At 70.8% G+C, this 21,483-nt stretch carries 18 protein-coding genes and 1 riboswitch; of the genes, 10 read left to right on the top strand and 8 right to left on the bottom strand.

Going from position 1 to position 21,483, the window contains the following annotated elements:
• The 5 genes from pcnB to murJ all read right to left on the bottom strand — a co-directional run.
• Positions 1-1,433 (bottom strand): polynucleotide adenylyltransferase PcnB (gene pcnB, locus SM757_RS32320; RefSeq protein WP_322468485.1); only part of this gene is annotated, 1,433 nt, incomplete at its 3' end.
• Positions 1,430-2,098: a histidinol-phosphatase gene (locus tag SM757_RS32315; RefSeq protein ID WP_066334936.1), complete on the bottom strand. Its 669-nt coding sequence runs from the start codon at positions 2,096-2,098 to the stop codon at positions 1,430-1,432. The genes SM757_RS32315 and pcnB, both read right to left, overlap by 4 nt.
• A gap of 28 nt (positions 2,099-2,126) precedes the next feature.
• Entirely contained in the window at positions 2,127-2,804 is a 678-nt protein-coding gene (hda, locus tag SM757_RS32310; RefSeq protein ID WP_322468484.1) for a DnaA regulatory inactivator Hda, read from the bottom strand.
• A gap of 235 nt (positions 2,805-3,039) precedes the next feature.
• On the bottom strand, positions 3,040-3,906 hold the full coding sequence (locus SM757_RS32305; RefSeq protein ID WP_174548613.1) for a SirB1 family protein: 867 nt from the start codon (positions 3,904-3,906) through the stop codon (positions 3,040-3,042).
• A 36-nt stretch (positions 3,907-3,942) separates the two neighbouring features.
• The gene (gene murJ / locus SM757_RS32300) at positions 3,943-5,514 is read right to left on the bottom strand and encodes a murein biosynthesis integral membrane protein MurJ (RefSeq protein ID WP_322468483.1); all 1,572 of its coding nucleotides are present in this window, start codon (positions 5,512-5,514) and stop codon (positions 3,943-3,945) included.
• Between the two features lie 180 nt (positions 5,515-5,694).
• On the opposite strand from murJ, the gene rpsT reads away from it, so the two are divergent.
• Complete coding sequence (gene rpsT, locus SM757_RS32295) at positions 5,695-6,012, top strand: 30S ribosomal protein S20 (RefSeq protein ID WP_066334856.1); 318 nt, start codon at positions 5,695-5,697, stop codon at positions 6,010-6,012.
• 183 nt (positions 6,013-6,195) lie between these two features.
• Here rpsT and SM757_RS32290 read toward each other — a convergent pair whose 3' ends face one another.
• Entirely contained in the window at positions 6,196-6,570 is a 375-nt protein-coding gene (locus SM757_RS32290) for a DUF3579 domain-containing protein (protein WP_066334858.1), read from the bottom strand.
• A gap of 245 nt (positions 6,571-6,815) precedes the next feature.
• Between SM757_RS32290 and SM757_RS32285 the strand changes: the two genes are divergently transcribed.
• From SM757_RS32285 to SM757_RS32250, 8 genes are all read left to right on the top strand, one after another.
• Positions 6,816-8,015, top strand: coding sequence for an aspartate aminotransferase family protein (locus SM757_RS32285; RefSeq protein WP_066334869.1), 1,200 nt, complete (start codon positions 6,816-6,818; stop codon positions 8,013-8,015).
• Entirely contained in the window at positions 8,012-8,944 is a 933-nt protein-coding gene (gene argF / locus SM757_RS32280; RefSeq protein ID WP_066334872.1) for an ornithine carbamoyltransferase, read from the top strand. Before SM757_RS32285 ends, argF begins: the two co-directional genes overlap by 4 nt.
• A 101-nt stretch (positions 8,945-9,045) precedes the next feature.
• A complete protein-coding gene (locus tag SM757_RS32275) occupies positions 9,046-9,789 on the top strand; it encodes a metallophosphoesterase family protein (protein WP_322468482.1) in 744 nt (247 codons plus the stop codon).
• Positions 9,779-11,233: a serine/threonine protein kinase gene (locus SM757_RS32270; RefSeq protein ID WP_322468481.1), complete on the top strand. Its 1,455-nt coding sequence runs from the start codon at positions 9,779-9,781 to the stop codon at positions 11,231-11,233. The genes SM757_RS32275 and SM757_RS32270 overlap by 11 nt, the downstream gene beginning before the upstream one ends.
• Positions 11,234-11,289: 56 nt before the next feature.
• A complete protein-coding gene (locus SM757_RS32265) occupies positions 11,290-11,664 on the top strand; it encodes a YkgJ family cysteine cluster protein (RefSeq protein WP_066334938.1) in 375 nt (124 codons plus the stop codon).
• A gap of 32 nt (positions 11,665-11,696) precedes the next feature.
• Positions 11,697-11,895: riboswitch (yybP-ykoY riboswitch) on the top strand.
• 10 nt (positions 11,896-11,905) lie between these two features.
• A complete protein-coding gene (locus SM757_RS32260) occupies positions 11,906-12,484 on the top strand; it encodes a TMEM165/GDT1 family protein (RefSeq protein WP_066334888.1) in 579 nt (192 codons plus the stop codon).
• Positions 12,485-12,565: 81 nt separating this feature from the next.
• Positions 12,566-14,362, top strand: a complete 1,797-nt coding sequence (locus SM757_RS32255; protein WP_322468480.1) for an aminopeptidase P family protein — start codon at positions 12,566-12,568, stop codon at positions 14,360-14,362.
• 218 nt (positions 14,363-14,580) lie between these two features.
• Entirely contained in the window at positions 14,581-15,174 is a 594-nt protein-coding gene (locus SM757_RS32250; protein WP_157118855.1) for a hypothetical protein, read from the top strand.
• A gap of 79 nt (positions 15,175-15,253) precedes the next feature.
• Here SM757_RS32250 and SM757_RS32245 read toward each other — a convergent pair whose 3' ends face one another.
• On the bottom strand, positions 15,254-18,130 hold the full coding sequence (locus tag SM757_RS32245) for a zinc-dependent metalloprotease (RefSeq protein ID WP_322468479.1): 2,877 nt from the start codon (positions 18,128-18,130) through the stop codon (positions 15,254-15,256).
• A 169-nt stretch (positions 18,131-18,299) separates the two neighbouring features.
• Positions 18,300-19,964 carry an energy-dependent translational throttle protein EttA gene (gene ettA / locus SM757_RS32240; protein WP_066334893.1) on the bottom strand — a complete coding sequence of 555 codons (1,665 nt, stop codon included), beginning with the start codon at positions 19,962-19,964 and terminating at the stop codon, positions 18,300-18,302.
• A gap of 299 nt (positions 19,965-20,263) precedes the next feature.
• Between ettA and SM757_RS32235 the strand changes: the two genes are divergently transcribed.
• A partial coding sequence (locus tag SM757_RS32235) for a DEAD/DEAH box helicase (protein WP_322468478.1) occupies positions 20,264-21,483 on the top strand: 1,220 nt, incomplete at its 3' end.

Raw genomic sequence — 21,483 nt, 5'->3', positions numbered from 1 at the left:
GCTGCGGGCTTGGCGCGCGCCGGCGCCGCGGCGCCGGCGGACGAGCCCCGGCGCTTGCGTTGCGGCTGCGAGGCCTCGCGCACGGCCTGCACCAGGGCGTCGCGCTCCTCGGACGTGCCCAACGAGAAGTCTTCCCACCACTCGGCCAGGTCGGCGTCGGCCTGGCCCACGTCGGCGCGCAGGCGCAGGAAGTCGTAGCCGGCGCGAAAGCGCGGCTGCTCCACCAGCGCGAAGGGCGCGTTGCCCGTGCGGCGATCGAAGCGGGGCTGCATCAGCCAGATCTCGCGCATGTCGGCGGCGAGCTTGCCGCGGCCGGAGATGTCGCCGATGCGCGCGTCGAACACGGCGTCGATGGCCTGCTGCAGCGCGGGCACGGGCGGCTCGCCCGCGTCCTTCAGTTGCGCCCAGCGCGACTGCACGTCATGCCACAGCATGCACGCCAGCATGAAGCTGGGCGCCACGGCGCGGCCATCGGCCACGCGGCGGTCGGTGTCCTCCAGCGCCAGGCGGATGAAGCGCTCGCGCACCTCGTCGGCGTTGAACACCACCTCCAGCAGCGGGAACACGCGCTGCATGCCCTGCTTGCGCAGCTCGTCCAGGCTGCGCAGCGCGTGGCCGGTCTGCAGCAGCTTGATCATCTCGTCGAACATGCGCGAGACGGGCACGTTGTCCAGCAGCTCCATCACCCGCGGCATGGGCTCGCGCGTGCGGGCCTCGATCTCGAAGCCCAGCTTGGCCGCGAAGCGCACCATGCGGATGAGGCGCACCGGATCCTCGCGGTAGCGCAGCTCCGGCTCGCCGATGATGCGCAGCAGCCGCTTCTTCACGTCGCGCACGCCGCCGTGGTAGTCCACCACGATGCGCGTGGTGGGGTCGTAGTACATGGCGTTGATGGTGAAGTCGCGCCGCGCCGCGTCCTCGATCTGCGGACCCCAGACGTTGTCGCGCAGCACGCGGCCGCTGGCGTCCACCACGTGGCTCTTGCCGGCCAGCTCGCTCTTGGAGGTCTTCTCGTTGCCCTCCACCTGCTCGGCGGCGCTGGCGTCCAGGTAGGCGCGGAAGGTGGACACCTCCACCACCTCGTGGTCGCGGCCGCGGCCGAAGATGACGTGCACGATGCGAAAGCGCCGGCCGATGATGAAGGCGCGGCGGAACAGCCCCTTCACCTCCTCGGGCGTGGCGTTGGTGGCGACGTCGAAGTCCTTGGGCCGCAGGCCCACCAGCAGGTCGCGCACGGCGCCGCCGACGATGTAGGCATCGAAGCCCGCCTCCTGCAGCGTGCGCACCACCTTGACGGCGCGGTCGTCCAGCAGCGAGGCATCGATGCCGTGCTCGCTCTCCGGCACCTCCACGCGTTCGCCCAAGGGAATGCGCGGCGCCTTGGGCTCGGACTTGCCGCCGCCGAGCAGCCGGCCGATGAGGGTCTTGATCATGCGAACAGCTTGAGGATGGGCCAGCCGCGCGCGAGGGCGATCGCCTCCAGCGCGGAGCCCGGGTTGGTGGCCACCGGGGAATCGACCTGCTCCAGCAGCGGCAGGTCGTTGGTGGAGTCGCTGTAGAAGTGCACGCGGCTGAAGTCGGCTTGCGTGCGGCCCAGGCCGGCGAGCCAGTCGCGCACCCGCGCTATCTTGCCCTCGCGGTAGGAGGGCACGCCGTCGATGGCGCCGGTGACGCGGCCCTGCGCGTCGCGCGCCAGGCGCAGCGCGATGAGGTGCTCCACGCCGAAAGCCTGCGCGATGGGCGCGGTCACGAACTCGTTGGTGGCGGTGACGACGGCGCACAGGTGGCCGGCGTCCTGGTGCTTGCGCACCAGGGCCAACGCCTGCGGATGCATCTGCGGGCGGATCACCTCCGCCATGAAGCGCTCGCGCGCGGCCAGCGCCTCGGCCTCGGGGCGCGCGCGCCAGGCGGAGGTGGCGAAGTCGATGTAGGCCGGCAGGTCCAGGCGCCCGGCCTGGTAGTCGGCGAAGAAGCCGTCGTTGCGCGCGCGCCAGGCCTCGCCGTCCGCCCAGCCCAGGCGGACCATGAATTCGCCGAAGGCGTGGTCGGAGTCCCCGGGCAGCAGCGTGCCGTCCAGGTCGAATAGAGCCAGTTCCATGTTGTCCTTGTTCTCGTGTGCGGCCACCTCAGGCGCCCTCCTCGGCCAGCATGCGCCGCAGCAGCGGCACGGTGACGGCGCGGCGCTGTGCCAGCGCGAAGCCGTCGAGCCGGTCCAGCAGCGCCATGAGGTGCTTGAGGTCGCGGTCGAAGTGGTTCAGCAAGTAATCCATCACGTCGTCGGTGAGCTCGATGCCGCGGCGCTGCGCCTCGTGCTGCAGCGTGGCGCGGGCCTCGTGCTCGGCCAGCGGCTGTAGCGCGAACACGTCGCCCCAGGCCAGCCGGGTGCGCAAGTCCTCGCGCACGGGCAGGTCCACGGGCGGCACGCGGCCGGCGGCCACCACCTGCACCTGGAACGTGGCGGCGTCGATGAAGGCCGCGAACGCGGCCTGCTGGTGCAGCGGGTCCAGCCGCTCGCAGTCGTCCATGACCAGCAGCGTCCAGCCCTCGTCCACCTCCCAGGGCACCGGATCGGCGGCGTTGAACCAGCCCACGCGCTCACCGGCGAGCTGGCGCTCGTGCACCAGCGCCTGCAGCAGGTGGGTCTTGCCGCTGCCTTGCGGACCCCACAGGTACAGCGGCGCGAGCGCGGCCGAGCCCCGGCCGAGCCGGCGCAGGTGCTGCACGGCGGCCGCGTTGGCGCCGGGCACGAAGCCATCGAAGCTCGGTACCCGCTCGAAAGCGATCGGCAAGGGAATCTGTTTCATCCGGATTCGGGTCCGGCCGGCCCGCGCCGGCACCGCGGCCCGGTGCGACCGGCAAAGGGACCGGTTCCACCGGCGGCACGCGCCGGCGCGGTCGGCGGCGGCACCGGCGCCACCAGTGGCGCACTGGCGCGGCCGGCCGCTGGCGGACTGCGGGCGCGATTGTAGGGGGCTGACGCCCCTCAACCCCGGGGCACGGAAATGGCACGCGCCGGGCGCGGGCACGGCACCGGGGGCGTCAGTGCAGCCGCGGCTGGCCGTGGCGGCGCAGCTCTTCCAGCCGTTCGGTGAGCGCGGGCGCGTCGGCCGCCTGCGGATGCTGGCGCAGGTACTGCGCCAGGTCCTGCGCCGCGGCGGCGTACTGGCCCAGCTCGGCCTGGCAGAGGCCGCGGTCGCGCCGCTCCTCCCAGTCCTGCGGCAGCAGCAGCACCAGACGCTGCTCCACGGCCAGCAGCCGCACCCAGTCGCCGGCGCTGCGGTGGATTTCCTTCAGGTTGCGCAGCAGCCGCGCCAGGATCTCGCGCGGCGGCGCGGCCTGCAGGAACAGCTCCAGCGGCGCCTCGAAGTCGCCCACCAGGCCCTGCTGGCGGCGGTAGGGCTGCAGCCGCTCGTCGAGCTGCTCGCGCGAGAGCGAGCGCCCGTTGAACGGGTCCAGCACCACCTCGCCCTGCGGCATGTGCAGCTTGACCAGGAAATGCCCGGGAAAGGAGACGCCGTGCGCCTGCAAGCCGATGTGGTCGGCGATCTCGATGTAGAGCAGCGCCAGCGTGATGGGAATGCCGCGCCGCGTCACCAGCACCTGGTGCAGATAGCTGTTGGCCAGGTCGTAGTAGTCGTTGACGTTGCCCGCGAAGCCCAGCTCCTGGAAAAAGTAGCGGTTGAGGCTGCGCAGCTTGAACATGGGCGCCGCATCGGCCGGCAGCCGCCGGCGCAGCCGCTCGGCCAGGGTGTCCACCTCGTGCAGCACGGACTGGGTGTCCAGCTGAGGGTAGTCGTCCTGCGCGACGCTCACCGCCGCTTCGAAGGTGGAAAGGCTCGCGTCGTCGGCCACGAGCGCCGCGAAATACTCCAGCGCCGTCGGAGGCTGGAACTGCCGGAAATGCATGCCGCCGCTCATGAGAGGCAGTGTAGGCCCACGCGCTCAGCCCCGGCGCAGCAACTGCTTGGGCTTGAGGCCGGAAAGCATCAGCGTGCCGAAGTAGATGACGCCCGCCCCCACCATGGCCGCGGCCATGCAGGCGATGCGCACCAGCTCGCGCATGTTGGCCCAGTCCAGGTGGTCGTTGAGCCAGGAGAGGCCGGCACCCATGGCCGCGCTGGCGGCCAGCAGCTGCATCAGGTAGCGGACCCAGCCCGGCCCCGGCCGCCACAGGCCCCGGCGCCACAGCAGGAACAGCAGCGTGCCGGCGTTGACCAGCGCCCCGAGGCTGGTGGAGAGCGCCAGCCCCGCGATGCCCAGCCCCCCGCCGAACACGAACACGAGGTTGAAGAGCTGCGTGAGGACGAGCACGGCCACGGCCACGCGCACCGGCGTGCGCGTGTCCTGCCGGGCGTAGTAGCCCGGAGCCAGGATGCGTATGGAGACGATGCCGATCAGCCCAACGCCATAGCCCACCACCGCCAGCGCCGCGCCGCGCAGGTTGTCCGCGTCGGCGGCGAAGGCGCCGCGCTGGTAGAGCGTGGCCACCAGCGGCTCGGCAAAGACCAGCAGCGCCAGCGCGCAGGGCATGGCCACCAGCAGCAACTGGCGCAGGCCCCACTCCAGCATGCCGGAGTAGGCGGCTTCGTCCTTGCGCGCGTGCGCAGCCGAGAGCTGTGGCGTGAGCACCACGCCCAGCGCCACGCCCAGCAGCGCGGTGGGGAATTCCATCAGCCGGTCGGCGTAGGTCAGCAGCGAGACCGCGCCCGCGCCGAGCTGGGAGGCGATCTGCGTGTTGATGAGCTGCGAGATCTGCGCCACCGACACGCCCAAGAGCGCCGGGGCCATCTTGCGCAGCACGTCGTGCACGCCCTCGTGGGTCCAGGCCGCGCGCACGCCGCGCCAGCTGAGGCTGAAGCGCGGCATGGCGTTGATGCGCCGCAGCGCCGGCACCTGCACGGCCAGTTGCAGCACGCCGCCCACCATCACGCCGGCGGCCAGCGCGTAGATGGGCTCGATGCCCAGCCGCTCGAACAGCGGCACGCCCAGCATGAGCGCGACGATCCAGGCCAGGTTGAGCAGCACCGGCGTGGCCGCCGGCACCATGAAGCGCCGCCAGGTGTTGAGGATGCCCGCGGCCAGCGCCACCAGCGACATGCAGGCGATGTAGGGGAACATCCAGCGCGTCATCACCACGGCGTGGTCGTAGCCGCCGCTGTCGCGCAGGCCCTCGCCCATGAGCCACACCAGCAGCGGCGCGCCCACGATGCCGATGGTGCAGATCACCACCAGCGTCCACAGCAGCATCGTGGCCACGGCATTGATGAGGCGCTGCGTGGCCTCGTCGCCATCGCGCGCATGCGAGGCCGCCAGCAGCGGGACGAAGGCCTGCGAGAAGGCGCCCTCGCCCACCAGGCGGCGCAGCAGATTGGGGATGCGAAAGGCGACGTTGAAGGCGTCGGTGAGCGCACTGGCGCCGAAGACCGAGGCCTGCAGCAGGTCGCGCACCAGCCCCGTGATGCGCGAGGCGAGCGTGAGCAGGGAGACGGTGGACGCGGCCTTGAGCAGGTTCATGAGGCGGGCCGCGGTGCGCGCGCTTTGGGCATGAAGCCCGCGCGGCAAAAGGACACGGCAATAGCGGCGAAGAGCCGGCGATTATAGGAAGACCACCCGCGCGGCTCGGACCAGGCTTTCGCCCATCAACTTCGGAATGCTATACTCGCCGGCTTTCCACCCTGGACCCACCACACCAGCATGGCTACCTCTTCCAAAGCCAAGAAGAAAACCGTCCGCATCGCGTCTGGCCGCAAGCGCGCTCGCCAGGACGTGAAGCTGAACGCCGCCAACACCGCGCTGCGTTCGAAGTTCCGCACCGCCATCAAGAGCGTGCAGAAGGCCGTTGCCGCCGGTGATGCCGCCAAGGCCACCGACGTGTTCAAGGCCGCCCAAAGCGTGATCGACTCCGTCGCCGACAAGGGCATCTTCCACAAGAACAAGGCCGCCCGCCAGAAGAGCCGCCTGGCCGCCAAGGTCAAGGCCCTGTCGCTGGCTTCCTCCGCTGCTGCTGCCTGACAAGGCGGTTCCCAGGGGGATATGAAAAAGGCCCGCAGCGCGGGCCTTTTTTCATGGCCGCCCGCTGCTTGAGCGTCGGCTCGCACGGGCATCGCGACCCCCTGCCGCGATGGCAGGACGGCTGAAGCCGTCGCGTCGGCAGCGCGCCTTTCGGTTGCGCGCGCCACCTTCCGCTGAACAGACTTACTTGACCGCGTCCGCCTTCTCGGCGGGCTTGGCGGGGCTTTGCTGCGGCTGCGCCGCGGCGGCCGGCTTGTCCGGCAGCAAGCAGGCCTCGGCCACCTGCAGCTCGTTGTCGCGCGCGAAGTTCATGACGAAGTCCCAGGCGCGCACGTCCACGTCCTTGAGCGCCTCGCTCACGATCACGCACTTGACGCCGTTGATCACGCGCGGCACGCACAGCGGCGAGTAGCCGATGTGCGCGCCCGGGCCGGTGCGCGCGCCGCCGGGTCGGAAGGAGGACATGGCACCCGCCAGCCGCTCGGCCCAGTCGCTGGGCCTGAAGGTGCGACCTTGGAGAGTGATCCCCTGGATAAAAACTTCTCGGGGTTTGGACATGCGAACGGGGGGTGGAGTTCGATGGGAGAGCCGGCCCGGTGGCCGCGCAAAGCGGGCGACATTGTGCCTCCATACGGGTTTCCCCGGCCTGACGCCCCTGACAGCTCACGGCCGACCTGCAGCGCAATGTGCGCTTTGGCCGAAACAAGCCATCCCGCAAGCGCGGCATAGAATCCCGAGCTTGGCCGGCCCATGTCGCGCAAGACATGCCCGGCTTCGGTTTTTTTGTGCGGAGCCCCCCACCGATGAACGCCACTTCCCCGTCGCCCCTGATGAACACCTACGGCCGCCTGCCCTTTGCGCTGTCGCACGGCCGGGGCTGCAGGGTGTGGGACACCGACGGCAAGCAATACCTCGATGGCCTGGGCGGCATCGCCGTCAACACGCTGGGCCACGCCCATCCCAAGCTGGTGCCGGCGCTGCAGGACCAGATCGCCAAGCTCATCCACTGCTCCAACTACTACCGCGTGCCGCTGCAGGAGCAGCTCGGCGCCAAGCTGGTGGCGCTTTCCGGGCTGACCAACGCCTTCTTCTGCAACTCCGGCCTGGAAGCCAACGAGGCCGCGATCAAGATCGCGCGCAAGTACGGCCATGACCGCGGCATCGAGTTCCCCGAGGTCATCGTCTACGAGAAGTCCTTCCACGGCCGCTCCATCGCCACGCTGTCGGCCACGGGCAACACCAAGGTCCAGGCCGGCTTCGGCCCGCTGGTGGAAGGTTTTGTTCGCATTCCGCTCAACGACCTGGCCGCCGTCGAGGAAGTGGCACGCACCCGCCCCAACGTGGTCGCGGTGTTCCTGGAGACCATCCAGGGCGAAGGCGGCATCAACCCCGCGCGCTGGGAATACCTGCAGGGCCTGCGCAAGCTGTGCGACGAGCGCGAGTGGCTGCTCATGCTCGACGAGGTGCAGTGCGGCATCGGCCGCACCGGCAAGTGGTTCGCGCACCAGTGGGCCGGCATCCAGCCTGACGTGATGCCGCTGGCCAAGGGCCTGGGCTCCGGCGTGCCCATCGGCGCGGTGGTGTGCGGCCCGCGTGCGGCCAACGTGTTCCAGCCCGGCAACCACGGCACCACCTTCGGCGGCAACCCGCTGGCCATGCGTGCCGGCCTGGAGACGCTGACCATCATGGAAGAGGACGGCCTGCTGCAGAACGCGGCCGAGGTCGGCGCCCACCTGCGCGCCGCGCTGGAGCGCGAGCTCGCGGGCAACGCCGCCGTGGTCGAAATCCGCGGCCAGGGCCTGATGCTGGGCATCGAGCTGGACCGCCCCTGCGGCGAGCTGCTGGGCCGCGCCGCCCAGGCCGGCCTGCTGCTGAGCGTCACCGCCGACCGCGTGGTGCGCCTGGTGCCGCCGCTGATCCTCACCCGTGCCGAAGCCGACGAGATCGTTTCGATCCTGTGCCCGCTGATCGCGCAGTTCGTCGCAGAAACCACCGCGCCATGAAGCCCGGAATGAGCCTGATGAAGCACTACCTGCAGTTCAAGGACTTGCGCGCCGAGGAGTACGCCTACCTCCTGGAGCGCACCGCCATCATCAAGAAGCGGTTCAAGAACTACGAGAAGTACCAGCCGCTGGCGGACCGCACGCTGGCCATGATCTTCGAGAAGGCCAGCACCCGCACCCGCGTGAGCTTCGAGGCCGGCATGTACCAGATGGGCGGCTCGGTGGTGCACCTGACCACCGGCGACAGCCAGCTCGGCCGCGCCGAGCCCATCGAGGACAGCGCCCGCGTCATCAGCCGCATGGTGGACCTGGTGATGATCCGCACCTTCGAGCAGTCCAAGCTCGAAGCCTTCGCGGCGCACTCGCGCGTGCCCGTCATCAACGGCCTCACCAACGAGTACCACCCCTGCCAGATCCTGGCCGATATCTTCACGTTCATCGAGCACCGCGGCTCCATTGCGGGGAAGACCGTGGCCTGGGTCGGCGACGGCAACAACATGGCCAACACCTGGCTGCAGGCGGCGGAAGTGCTGGGCTTCACGGTGCACGTGAGCACGCCCAGCGGCTACGAGATCGACGCCGCCGTGGCCGGCATCAAGAACGCCAACTGCTACAAGGTCTTCGCCGATCCGCGCGAGGCTTGCCGCAACGCCGACCTGGTGACCACCGACGTGTGGACCAGCATGGGCTACGAGGCCGAGAACGAGAAGCGCAAGCTGGCTTTCGCCGACTGGTGCGTGGACACCGACATGATGGCCGTGGCCCAGCCCGACGCCGTGTTCATGCACTGCCTGCCCGCCCACCGCGGCGAGGAGGTGACGGCCGAGGTCATTGACGGGCCCCAATCCGTTGTCTGGGACGAAGCCGAGAACCGCATGCACGTGCAAAAGGCGCTCATGGAGTACCTGCTGCTCGGCCGCATAGGCTGACGCCGCCGCGCCTTGCGCTGCCGCAGCCGCGAAGGCGGGCGGCAGCGTCGGGTAAGCCGGGGCGTGCAGCATGCGTAGCCCCCGCCTTTGCTTCCAGCCCGATGAAACTCGCCCTGATCACCGACCTGCACGCCAACCGCGAGGCGCTGGAGGAAGTGCTCGCCCACGCCCGCGGCCACGGCGCGCAGCAGTTCGCGCTGCTGGGCGACTTCGTGGGCTACGGCGCCGACCCGGGCTGGGTGCTGGACCAGGCGCGCGCCCTCGTGGAACAGGGTGCCTTTGCCGTGATGGGCAACCACGACGCGGCCACCGTGCGCGGCGCGCAGCCCACCATGCGGCCCACGGCGCGGCTGGCGGTGGAATGGACGCGCACGCAACTGGCGCCGGCGCAACTGAGCTTCCTGGCCGCCCTGCCGCTCACGCGCGAGCACGGCACCTGCCTCTTCGTCCACGCCAACGCCCACGCGCCGGCCGAATGGGAATACGTGCTCAGCCGCGCCGAAGCCGTGCAAAGCCTGCAGGCCACGCCCGCGCGCCACGTCTTCTGCGGCCACATGCATCTGCCCATGCTCTACCACCTGTCGGGCACGGGCAAAGCCGGCGACTTCGCGCCCGTGCCGGGCGTGCCCATTCCCGTGCTGCCGCACCGGCAGTGGCTGGCCATTCCCGGCGCCTGCGGGCAGCCGCGCGACGGCAACCCGGCCGCCGCCTACGCCATGTTCGACGACGAGGCCATGACCCTCACCTTCCACCGCGTGCCCTACGACCACGACGCCGCGGCGAAGAAGATCCTGGCCGCCGGGCTGCCGCCGGAGTTCGGCCAGCGCCTGCACGATGGACGCTGAGGCACAGCCCGCTGCGCCACACGAGGACGCGCACCACGCCCCGCTGCGCGCGGGCCGCGTCATAGACGGCTTCACGCTGCAGGAGCACCTGCACCAGGGCGGCATGGCCCACCTCTGGCGCGTCACGCACCCGGCGCACCAGCTCCCGCTGATCATGAAGGTGCCGCGCATCAAGGGCGGCGAGGACCCGGCCACCATCGTCGGCTTCGAGGTCGAGATGATGATCATGCCCATGCTGGCGGGCGTGCACGTGCCGCGCTTCATCGCCAAGGGCGACTTCGCGCGCCAGCCCTACATCGTCATGGAGCTCATCCCCGGCCACTCGTTGCGCCCGCGACTGGATGCCGCCCCGCTGCCGCTGCGCGAGGTGCTGGACCTGGGCGCACGCGTGGCCACCGCCCTGCACGACCTGCACCGCCAGCACGTCGTCCACCTGGACGTGAAGCCCAGCAACATCCTCTTCCGCCCCGACGGCAGCGCCGTGCTGGTGGACTACGGCCTCTCGCGCCACGACCACCTGCCGGACCTGCTGGACGAGGAGTTCACGCTGCCCATAGGCACGGGGCCCTACATGTCGCCGGAGCAGGTCCAGTTCGTGCGCAACGACCCGCGCAGCGACCTCTTCGCGCTGGGCGTGATGCTCTACCACTTCGCCACCGGCGAGCGTCCCTTCGGCCAGCCCACCAGCGTCGCCGGGCTGCGCCGGCGGCTCTACACCGAGCCCACGCCGCCGCGCACGCTGCGAGCGGACATGCCGCCGTGGCTGCAGGAGGTCATCCTGCGCTGCCTGGAGGTGGACCCCGACAAGCGCTGGCCCAGCGCCGCGCAGCTCGCGCTGGCGCTGCAGGAGCCCGCGCAGATAGAGCTCACCGAGCGCGCGCACAAGGCGGCCACGGCCGGGCGCTGGCGCACGCTGCGGCGCTGGCTGGCCTCGGTGGGCAGCGAGCCTCGCGCCACGGTGAGCGCCGGCGAGCAGGTGGCGCGCACGCCCATCGTCATGGCCGCGGTGGACGTGGACAACGCCGGCGAGGCGCTGCTGGAGCAGTTGCGCGAGACGGTGCGCCGCATCCTCTCCACCGAACCCGGCGCGCGGCTGGCCTGCGTGAGCGTCATGCGCACCGCGCGCATCGGCATGGACGAGCTGGTCGATGAGCAGGGCCGCAGCCACCACGTGCGCCAGCTCGTGGGCTTGAAGCACTGGGCCCGCCCCATCTCGCAGGCGCTGGACCTGGGCCACGGCAGGTTGACCTTCCACGTGCTGGAGGCGCCGGACCCGGCCGCGGCCATCATCGACTTCGCCCAGCGCACGCAGGTGGACCACATCGTCATGGGCGCGCGCGGCAACTCCGCGCTGCGCCGCTACCTGGGTAGCGTCTCGTCCCAGGTCGTGGCGCAAAGCGAGTGCACGGTCACCGTCGTGCGCGCAAGCGCGCCGCAAACGTGACGCGGCGCACGCTGGCGCGCTGACCCGCCCGCCGCCGCTGCGGCACCATGCGCGCCATGAGCAGTCCCACCGCCCCCGCCTCCTCCCAAGCTTCCCAGGACGCCAACGCCTGCACGGCCTGTGGCGCCTGCTGCGCGAGCTTCCGCGTCGATTTCGCGCGCGACGAGCTGTCCAGCGAGGGCGGCCACGTGCCGGACGGCTTGGCGGTGGACGTCAACGACAGCACCTGCCGCATGCGCGGCACGGACCACGCGCAGCCGCGCTGCGCGGCCCTGTACGGCAAGGTGGGCCAGAAGGTTCGTTGCGGCATCCACGAGTGGCGTCCGTCGCCCTGCCGCGAGTTCGGCATGCTGGCGCCGCTGGGCCTGCCCGACGACGCCTGCACCCGCGCGCGGCTGCGCCACGGGTTGCCACCACTTGCGCCGGCCTGAAAAAAGAGGCCATCGGCGGCCCGGTTAGAATGCCGGCTGTCATTGGGGAGTAGCCGCCCTCCGAGTCCAGCCCTGGACACTCAGCGAGAGGGGCCTGCGTCAACAGACTTGACCGCCTTGGAGCGGACATGGCGCAGGTGGTTCGTTTCAGCTTGGCGAGACCTTTGACCGATGTGCCTCCGGACATGGCCGGGGAGGCGCTCGGTCAATGGTGTGCACTTGCCGGCCGGAGAACCTTGTTTTGGAAGCCTTCCTCATATCCACCGGCATCGTGGCCCTGGCCGAAATGGGCGACAAGACGCAGTTGCTGTCGCTGCTGCTGGCAGCGCGCTTCAAGCGTCCCGTGCCCATCATCCTGGGCATCCTGGTGGCCACCCTCTTCAACCATGCCGGCGCGGGCGCGCTGGGCACGTGGATCACCGAGTGGCTGGGCCCGGACGTGATGCGCTGGATCCTGGGCCTGTCCTTCATCGCCATGGCGGGCTGGATGCTCATCCCCGACAAGCTCGACGAGGACGACAAGCCGCGCGGCCACTTCGGCGTTTTCGGCACCACGCTGGTGGCCTTCTTCCTGGCCGAGATGGGCGACAAGACGCAGATCGCCACCGTGGCGCTGGCCGCGCAGTTCGACGCTTTCTTCGCCGTGGTGGCGGGCACCACGCTGGGCATGATGATCGCCAACGTCCCCGCAGTGCTGCTGGGCGAGCGCGCCACGCGCAAGCTGCCCATCGCGGCCATTCACCGCATCGCCGCCATCATCTTCGCCCTGCTGGGCCTGGCCGTGCTGCTGCGGCTGGATGCGGCGCTGTCGCTGTCCTGAGGGGCCGCCGATCGCCACGCTGCGCCGCGGGTCCGCGACGCCGTGGTCACAATCGCTGTGGACAGACCAAGAAGGACGCCCATGGACCATCTCGCCGTTTCCCGCCTGCAGCGCCTGCGCCAGGCGCTGCGGCAGCGCACGCTGGACGCGCTGCTCGTCCCCTCCAGCGACCCGCACCTCTCCGAGTACCTGCCCGAGCGCTGGCAGGGCCGGCAGTGGCTCTCCGGCTTCACCGGCTCCATGGGCACGCTGGTGGTGGCCGCCGACGCCGCGGCGCTCTTTGCCGACAGCCGCTATTGGGACCAGGCCGAGCGCGAGCTCGCCGGCAGCGGCATAGAGCTGGTGAAGATCCCCACCGGTGCCATCTCGCACGTGGCCGAATGGCTTGCGCGCGTGCTGCCGCGCGGCGCCACGCTGGCGGCCGACGGCAGCGTGCTGGGCCTGGCCACGGCGCAGGCGCTGCGCGGGGCGCTGGAGCCCCTGGGCATCGCGCTGCGCACCGACGCCGACGTGCTGGCCGACATCTGGCCGGACCGCCCGGCATTGCCCGCCGCACCCGTGTACGAGCACGCCGCGCCGCACGCCACCGTGCCGCGCGCCGACAAGCTCGCGCAGGTGCGCCAGGCCATGGCGCGGCGCGGCGCGGCCTTGCACTTCATCTCCAGCGTGGACGACGTGGCCTGGCTGCTCAACCTGCGCGGCGCGGACGTGGACTACAACCCCGTCTTCCTCGCCCACCTGCTGCTGGACGAGCAGCGCGCCACGCTCTTCGTGGGCGAAGGCAAGGTGAGCAACGCCTTGCGCGAGCGGCTGCAAGCCGACGGCGTGCACCTGGCGCCCTACGCCGACGCCGCCGCCGCGCTGGCCGGCGTTGCGGCCGACGCCGTGCTGCTGCTGGACCCCAAGCGCGTGACGCTGGCCTTCCGCGAGCAACTGCGCTGCGAGGTGGTGGAAGCCATCAACCCCAGCACCCTGCTCAAGAGCCGCAAGACGGCCGAGGAAGCCGCGCACGTGCGCGAGGCCATGGCCGAGGACGGCGCCGCCATGTGCGCCTTCTACGCCCGCTTCGAAGCGGCGCTGGCGCGCGGCGAACGGCTGACCGAGCTGACGGTGGACGAGTGGCTCAGCGCCGAGCGCGCGCGCCGCGCCAACTTCGTGGGCCTGAGCTTCCCGGTGATCGCCGGCTTCAACGCCAACGGCGCCATGCCGCACTACCGGGCCACGCCGGAGCTGCACGCCGCCATCGAAGGCGACGGGCTGCTGCTCATCGACTCCGGCGGCCAGTACCTGGGCGGCACCACCGACATCACGCGCGTGTGGGCCATAGGGACGCCCTCGGCGGCCATGAAGCGCGACTACACGCTGGTGCTCAAGGGGACCCTGGCGCTGTCGCGCACGCGCTTTCCGCGCGGCACGCTCAGCCCCATGCTGGACGCCATCGCCCGCGCGCCGCTGTGGGCCGAGGGCATCGAGTTCGGCCACGGCACGGGCCACGGCGTGGGCTACTTCCTCAACGTGCACGAGGGGCCGCAAAGCATCAGCAAGGCCATGCCGGACGCCAGCATGGCCATGGAGCCGGGGATGATCACCTCCATCGAGCCCGGCGTGTACCGCAGCGGCCGCTGGGGCGTGCGCATCGAAAACCTGGTGCTCAACGTCGCGGCGCAGACGGCCGAGAACGGCGCCTTCGGCGAGATGCTGGAGTTCGAGACGCTCACGCTGTGCCCCATGGACACGCGCTGCATGGACATGGGCCTGCTGCGCCCGGACGAGCGGGCGTGGATCAACGCCTACCACGCCACCGTGCGCGAACGCCTGGCGCCGCGCGTCGAGGGCGACGCCCTGGCCTGGCTGATGAAGCGCACCGAGCCGATCTGAGCCTGCCGCGCCGGCCGCCTCGGCGGCCCGCCATGAGCGCTCGCCAACGCCGACGGCCGCCCTCACCGGCGGCCGTCTTGCTTGGGCGAAGGCGGCCGGCGGCCTCCCCCAGTTGGGGGAAGGAAGAACTACCGACGCCGTGGCGGGAACAGGCGCTGCCCCATTGGCCTCACCCGAAAGGGGGCCCACACTGGTGTGGAGCTTCGAGGGCATGCCGCATGGACCACCTGTCGCCTGAACCACGTTGCTGTACCTCCGGCCGCCAGCCCTGCAGGCTGCGACGTCCGGAGTGCCTGCCGGCCGCGCTGCCGGCGGCTTTGCTCATCACGCTGCTGGCCGCCGCCTGCGGCGCGCAGGCCCAGGAGCGCACCCGGGTGGCCGCCGTCACCTACACGCTGGGCAGCACGAGCGTGCCGCAGCAAGGCGAGCAGTCCGAGCACCGCCGGCTGGAAGTGGTGCGTTGGGCGGCGCAGGGCGACAGCGCCTGGGGCATGTCCTTGGGCGCCAGCCGCGATGGGCTGAACCCGCCGCGGCCGGAAGTCGGCGTGCGCTGGCGCTCGCGGCTGGAAGGCAACCAGCGGCTGGACCTCTCGGCCTGGCGCCGCATCACCGCCAACGGCGCCGCCGCCTCGCCGGAGGCCCAGGACGAAGCGGCGCTGCAAACCCGCATCGAGCTGCAGTTCACCAGCCCGCGCAGCTCGGCTTCATTGGGCGAGCTGGGCGCCCTGGGCGTGCAGTTGGGCGCCGATTCCAAGCTCTCCATGCGCGTGCGCCGCGGCGGGCCCATGCTTTATTACCGCATGCAGTTCTGAGGGCTGGGCGGGCGCCGCGACACGCCTCGCAGGAGACCCGCTTGCGGGCCGGACAGGCAGCCGGGCGAGACCCGCCCGCTCAAGCCCCCGCCCGCTCCAGCCGCGCCGACAGCGCCGCCGACAGCGTGTCCGCGCTGTCGAGCAGATGCGCCCTCGCCTCGGCGCTGAGGTCCCCGCGCTTGGCCGCGGCCTGCAGGCGCGGCAGCAGCGCCTGCGCCTCGGCGCGCAGCAGCGAGCGCGCGTCGGCCCGCGAGAGCGACTGCGGCCGCACCAGCATCTGCGCCAGGCGGTTGACGTGCTCGCGCTGCAGCTCGCGCCGCGCGGCGGGGATGTCGCCGCGCGTGGACAGCTCGCGCCACACCTCGCGCGTGAGCCGGCCGTACAGCTCGGACAGGTGAAACGCGTCCTGCGCGCGGGCGAACTTGCCCTCGCTGTCCAGCAGCCGCTGCGCCACGTCGTCGCTCATGAGCTGCGCCAGCAGCGCGCGCTGCATGCCGGTGAGCATGGGTGCCACGGAGAAGTCGGTGGATACCGAGCCCGCGCCCGCGCTGAGCGCCTCGCCGCGCTCCTGGAAGTCCGGCGCCAGGCGGCGCTGCAGCGCGGGCGAGAGTTTCAGACCGTCCGGCGACAGCACCTGCGAGGCCAGCAGCTCCAGCGCCGCGCGCTGCGTGGCAGGCGCCACGGGCTGCAGCGGGTCGCGGCCGCTGCCGGGAAAGTCGCGCAGCGTGCGCACGCCGCCTATCTGGCGCGCGGCCAGGCCGGCGGCGCGGCCCGCGTCGCGCACGGCGTAGACCACGCTGCGGCGCAGCACGGCGTAGTCCTCGTCGGCCTTGAGCGCTCGCGTCTCCAGCCGCTGCAGCAGCTCGCGCGCGATGTCCATGCGCTTGCGCGCGAACTCCAGCACGTCGGCGCTGAGGTCGAACATCAGCGTCTCGGGATCGACGCCCAGGTAGTTGTCCTCGTCCGTGCCGAAGCTCAGCGCCGGCTCGCTGCTGCGCGCGGCAATGCGCGCCAGCGCCGCCGCCTCGTCCTGGGCCGGCGTGCCCGGCGGGAAGGTCTTGTAGGCGTACTCGATCGCCCAATAGTCGTAGGGACCGAGCCGCGTCTGGAAGGGCGTGCCGCCCTTCTGGCCGTTGCGCGGCAGGTTGATGGGCGCGTACTCCATCACCGAGCCGGTGAGCGCGTGGCTGTGCGTGAAGTCGGGGTCGGAGAGCTGCGCGTCGCTGTACAGGCGCGAGGCGCGGAAGTTGTGGCGCAGCCCAAGCGTGTGGCCGACCTCGTGCATGGTGGTGTCGGTGAGGTAGTCCAGGACGAACTGCTGCGCCTCGGGGCTGGACGGGTCCAGCTCGCCGCGGGCCTCCATCACGTCCAGTGCATAGCCGAGCTGCTCGGCCGCGGCTTCGGCGTAGTGGCAGCCGTCACCCGAGGCCTGCGACAGCGCCGTCTGCACGCCGCCCGCGGCCTCGCGCGGCGAGGCGGCCATTTGCGCGTCGGCGCCGGGGCCGGACTGCATGAGCGCGGGCCAGTCCTGCATCAGCTTGGCGCCCAGCACCTGCGAGCGCAGGTTGCGTATGGCGCGCGAGGACAGGCTCTCGAAGCTGATGTCCGCGTCCAGGATCTCGCCGGTGCGCGGGTCCACCTGGCTGGGGCCTATGGCGCCGAAGCTGGCCTCGGCGTTGGTCATCCAGCGCACCGAGGGCATGCCCACGTCGAAGGTGTCGAAGTCCGCCCCGGCGGGCTGCACCTGCACGCGGATGGCGTTCTTGAAGCCCAGGGGCTCGAAGGCGGCGTTCCAGGCCAGGATGCCCCGCGAGATGGCCTCGCGGTACTTCTCGGGAATGGTGCGGTCCAGCCAGAAGGTGATGGGTTTCACCGGCTCGGACAGCGGCGCGGCCGGGTCCTGCTTCTCCAGCCGCCAGCGGTTGACGAAGCGCTGCTTGGGCGTGCGCGCCAGGTCGTCGCTGAAGTCCTGGACCACGGTGGTGAAGTGGCCGATGCGCGGGTCGGCCTTGCGCGGCGCCATGGGCTGCTCCGGCAGCTTGGCCAGCGAGTAGTACAGGCCCACGAACATGCTGCGCGCGTCCGGCAGCGTGTCCGGCGCGCTGGGCTGCGGCGCGCCCGGCGGCGAGCCGGGTTGCGGCACGGCGATGGTGGCGGTGGCGTAGTGCGCCTGCACGTTGAACACCACCTGGTCGGCCGTGGCGCGCACGCTGGTGAAGCTCGTGTGCCGCCCGTCCAGCGCGTAGCCCTGGCGGTACGCGCGCTGCAGCGACTGCGACAGGCCCAGCAGGTCCACCAGGAACAGCGGGTTGGCTTCCACCAGCACGCTCTTGCGCTCGGGGTGCGGCTGGCTGGCGACGCTGGAGCTGGCCAGCAGGCTTTGCGCGAAGCCGGCCTCCACCGCGCGCGCCTGCGGCGTGCCGGGGCGGGCGACGTACTCGGGGTTGGTCGCCACCATCTGCACCTGGTTGTGCACGCGGCGGAACTCCACGACCTGCGCCCGCCCCACCTTGCCGTTGCGCTGCACCATGGTGCCGCCCAACACGCCGCCCTCGCCTATGCCCTGGGCAATCTTGGGCGAGAGGAAGAAGGGGCGGTTGAAATCCTCGGGGTCCAGCTCCAGCCAGACCTTCTCGTCCTTCTGCCACAGGGTGATGAAGCCCTCCGTGCGCTTGGCGCCACGAATGACGCTGGCAAAGGGCTGCAGTCCGCCGGGCGGCGTGGCGGCCGCGGCGGGCAGCGGCGCGCCGGGCGGCTTGGGCGTGAGCTCGCTGGACGAGGAGGACGACGAGGGGATGAGCCCCTGCAGGAACGAGGGCATCTGCACCGAGGCGCAGCCCGCCAGCAGCAGCGGCAGCAGCGCCGGGGCGGCCAGGCGCGGCAGCCAGGCGCGCAGGGATGAGACGCTGCGGGAAGAACCGCAGGGGGAACGGCGGGGGGAGCGGCAGAACGACATCGCGGGCGGCACTGCGGGGTGAAAAGTGACTGCGGCCGCCGCAGGGCGGCCGCTTGGGCACATGGTCTGGGACTTTGCCCAGGCCGGGCGGGTTCCGCATCGCTGCGCCCTGCGGCGCGGATTCGTTCACGCCACGGGGCGCGTCGCAGCGCGCCCCGGGCCGCCGGCCTTACTTCAGGGCCTTGAAGCGCAGGCGGTGCGGGCGGGCGCCCTCTTCGCCCAGGCGGCGCTTCTTGTCGGCCTCGTACTCCTGGTAGTTGCCGTCGTAGAAGTACCACTGGCTGTCGCCTTCGGCGGCCAGGATGTGGGTGCAGATGCGGTCCAGGAACCAGCGGTCGTGGCTGATGACCATGGCGCTGCCGGCGAACTCCAGCAGCGCGTCTTCCAGCGCGCGCAGGGTTTCGACGTCGAGGTCGTTGGACGGTTCGTCCAGCATCAGCACGTTGCCGCCCTGGGCCAGGGTCTTGGCCAGGTGCAGGCGGCCGCGCTCACCGCCGGAGAGGTTCTTGACGAGCTTCTGCTGGTCGTTGCCCTTGAAGTTGAAGCGGCCGATGTAGGCGCGCGAGGGCATGACGAACTTGCCCACCACGATGTTGTCCAGGCCGCCGGAGACGTCTTCCCACACCGTCTTGTCGCCGGCCAGGCCTTCGCGGCTCTGGTCCACGAACGCCAGCTTGGCGGTCTTGCCGATGGAGACTTCGCCCACGTCCGGCTGCTCCACGCCCTGGATCAGCCGGAACAGCGTGGACTTGCCCGCGCCGTTGGGGCCGATGATGCCGACGATGGCGCCGGCCGGGACCTTGAAGCTCAGGTTGTCGATGAGCACGCGGTCGCCGAAGGACTTCGAGACGTTCTTGAACTCGATCACTTCATTGCCCAGGCGCTCGGCCACGGGGATGAAGATTTCGTTGGTCTCGTTGCGCTTCTGGTATTCGACGTCGCTCAGTTCCTCGAAGCGGGCCAAGCGCGCCTTGCTCTTGGCCTGGCGGCCCTTGGCGTTCTTGCGCACCCACTCCAGCTCCTGCTTCATGGCCTTCATGCGGGCGTCTTCGGTCTTCTGCTCCTGCTCCAGGCGCTTTTCCTTCTGGTCCAGCCAGTCGGAGTAGTTGCCCTTCCAGGGGATGCCGTGGCCGCGGTCGAGCTCCAGGATCCACTCGGCGGCGTTGTCCAGGAAGTAGCGGTCGTGGGTGATGGCCACCACGGTGCCGCCGAAGCGCTGCAGGAACTGCTCCAGCCATTCCACCGATTCGGCGTCCAAGTGGTTGGTGGGCTCGTCCAGCAGCAGCATGTCGGGCTTGGACAGCAGCAGGCGGCACAGCGCGACGCGGCGCTTTTCGCCGCCGGAGAGGTTGCCGATGGTGGCGTCCCAGGGCGGCAGGCGCAGCGCGTCGGCGGCGACTTCCAGCAGGTGCTCGGTGTTCTCGCTGCCGGCGGCGGCGATGATGGCTTCCAGCTCCCCTTGCTCGGCGGCCAGGGCGTCGAAGTCGGCGTCCGGCTCGGCGTAGGCGGCGTAGACCTCGTCCAGGCGCTTCTTGGCTTCCAGCACGCCGCCGATGCCCTGCTCCACGGCCTCGCGCACGGTCAGCTCAGGCGCGATCAGCGGTTCCTGGGGCAGGTAGCCGATCTTGATGCCGGGCATGGGGACGGCTTCACCGTCGATTTCCTTGTCCAGGCCGGCCATGATCTTGAGCAGCGTGGACTTGCCCGACCCGTTGAGGCCCAGCACGCCGATCTTGGCGCCAGGGAAGAAGGACAGCGAGACCTCCTTGAGGATCTGGCGCTTGGGGGGAACCGTCTTGGTGACGCGGTTCATGGTGAACACGTACTGGGCCATGGGCGTTTCTTTGCTGGATGAGACTGTCGTAAGGGATGGCCGCGCGCACACAAAGCAGACCGGCCGGCCGAATCCTCCATTGTCGCCGCTCGCGCCATACCCGGCCGTATTCAACGCCATTGGCGAGCACGTGAAGGATGCCCGCTCGGTGCTCACTACAATCACAGGCTTGCGGTGCCGCTTCCAGTCATGGCGCCGCAGTCGTTTCGGACACTCTTCCTTAGTGCCGCCTCCGACTGGTGCCCTGCACACGCAGCGGCAGCAGGCGCGCCCAGAGCCCCCCCACGGGGGCCCATTGCATGAACTTCCAAGATCTCGGCCTGGCCGAGCCCATCCTGCGCGCCGTCAGCGAGCAGGGTTACGAAACGCCCACCCCCATCCAGGCCCAGGCCATCCCCACCGTGCTGCGCGGCGTGGACCTGCTGGCCGGCGCCCAGACCGGCACCGGCAAGACCGCCGGCTTCACCCTCCCGATGCTGCACCGCCTGGCGTCGCAGCCCGCCGTGCGTGACGCGCGCGGCCGCGTGCCCATCCGCGCGCTGGTGCTGACGCCCACCCGCGAGCTGGCCGCCCAGGTCGAAGAGAGCGTGCGCACCTACGGCAAGTACCTCAAGCTGACCAGCATGGTGATGTTCGGCGGCGTGGGCATGCAGCCGCAGATCGACCGCCTCAAGCGTGGCGTGGACATCCTGGTGGCCACGCCGGGCCGCCTGCTGGACCACCACCAGCAAGGCACGCTGGACCTGAGCAAGGTCGAAATCTTCGTGCTCGACGAAGCCGACCGCATGCTGGACATGGGCTTTATCCACGACATCAAGAAGGTGCTGGCCATCGTCCCGGCGCAGAAGCAGAGCCTGCTGTTCTCCGCGACCTTCAGCGACGACATCAAGGCGCTGGCCGAGCGGCTGCTCAACAAGCCCGAGCTGATCGAAGTGGCCCGCCGCAACGCCACGGCCGACACCATCGCGCAGAAGGTCCACCCCGTGGGCCGCGACGGCAAGAAGGGGCTGCTGGCGCACCTCATCCGCCAGGGCGACTGGCACCAGGTGCTCGTCTTCACGCGCATGAAGCACGGCGCCAACCGCCTGGCCGAGTACCTCAACGACGCCGGCATCAGCGCCATGGCCATCCACGGCAACAAGAGCCAGGGCGCGCGCACCAAGGCGCTCTCCGAGTTCAAGGCCGGCACGCTGCAGGTGCTGGTGGCCACCGACATCGCCGCGCGCGGCATCGACATCGACCAGCTCCCGCACGTCGTGAACTACGAGCTGCCCAACGTGCCCGAGGACTACGTGCACCGCATCGGCCGCACCGGCCGTGCCGGCGCGCAGGGCGAGGCGCTGAGCCTGGTGTGCGCGGACGAGGAGCTGTTCCTGCGCGACATCGAGAAGCTGATCAAGCGCAGCATTCCGCGCGAGACGGTGGCCGGCTTCGAGCCCCCGGCGGGCGAGAAGGCCGAGCCCATCGTGCTGGGCCGCATGGTCATCGGCGTGGGCGCCGGTGCCGGCGGGCGCGGTGC

This window comes from Azohydromonas lata (genome assembly GCF_034427735.1).
Lineage (GTDB): Bacteria > Pseudomonadota > Gammaproteobacteria > Burkholderiales > Burkholderiaceae_C > Azohydromonas > Azohydromonas lata.
Note: the sequence above shows the minus strand (reverse complement) of the source record. Positions and strands in the feature narration are given on the sequence as shown.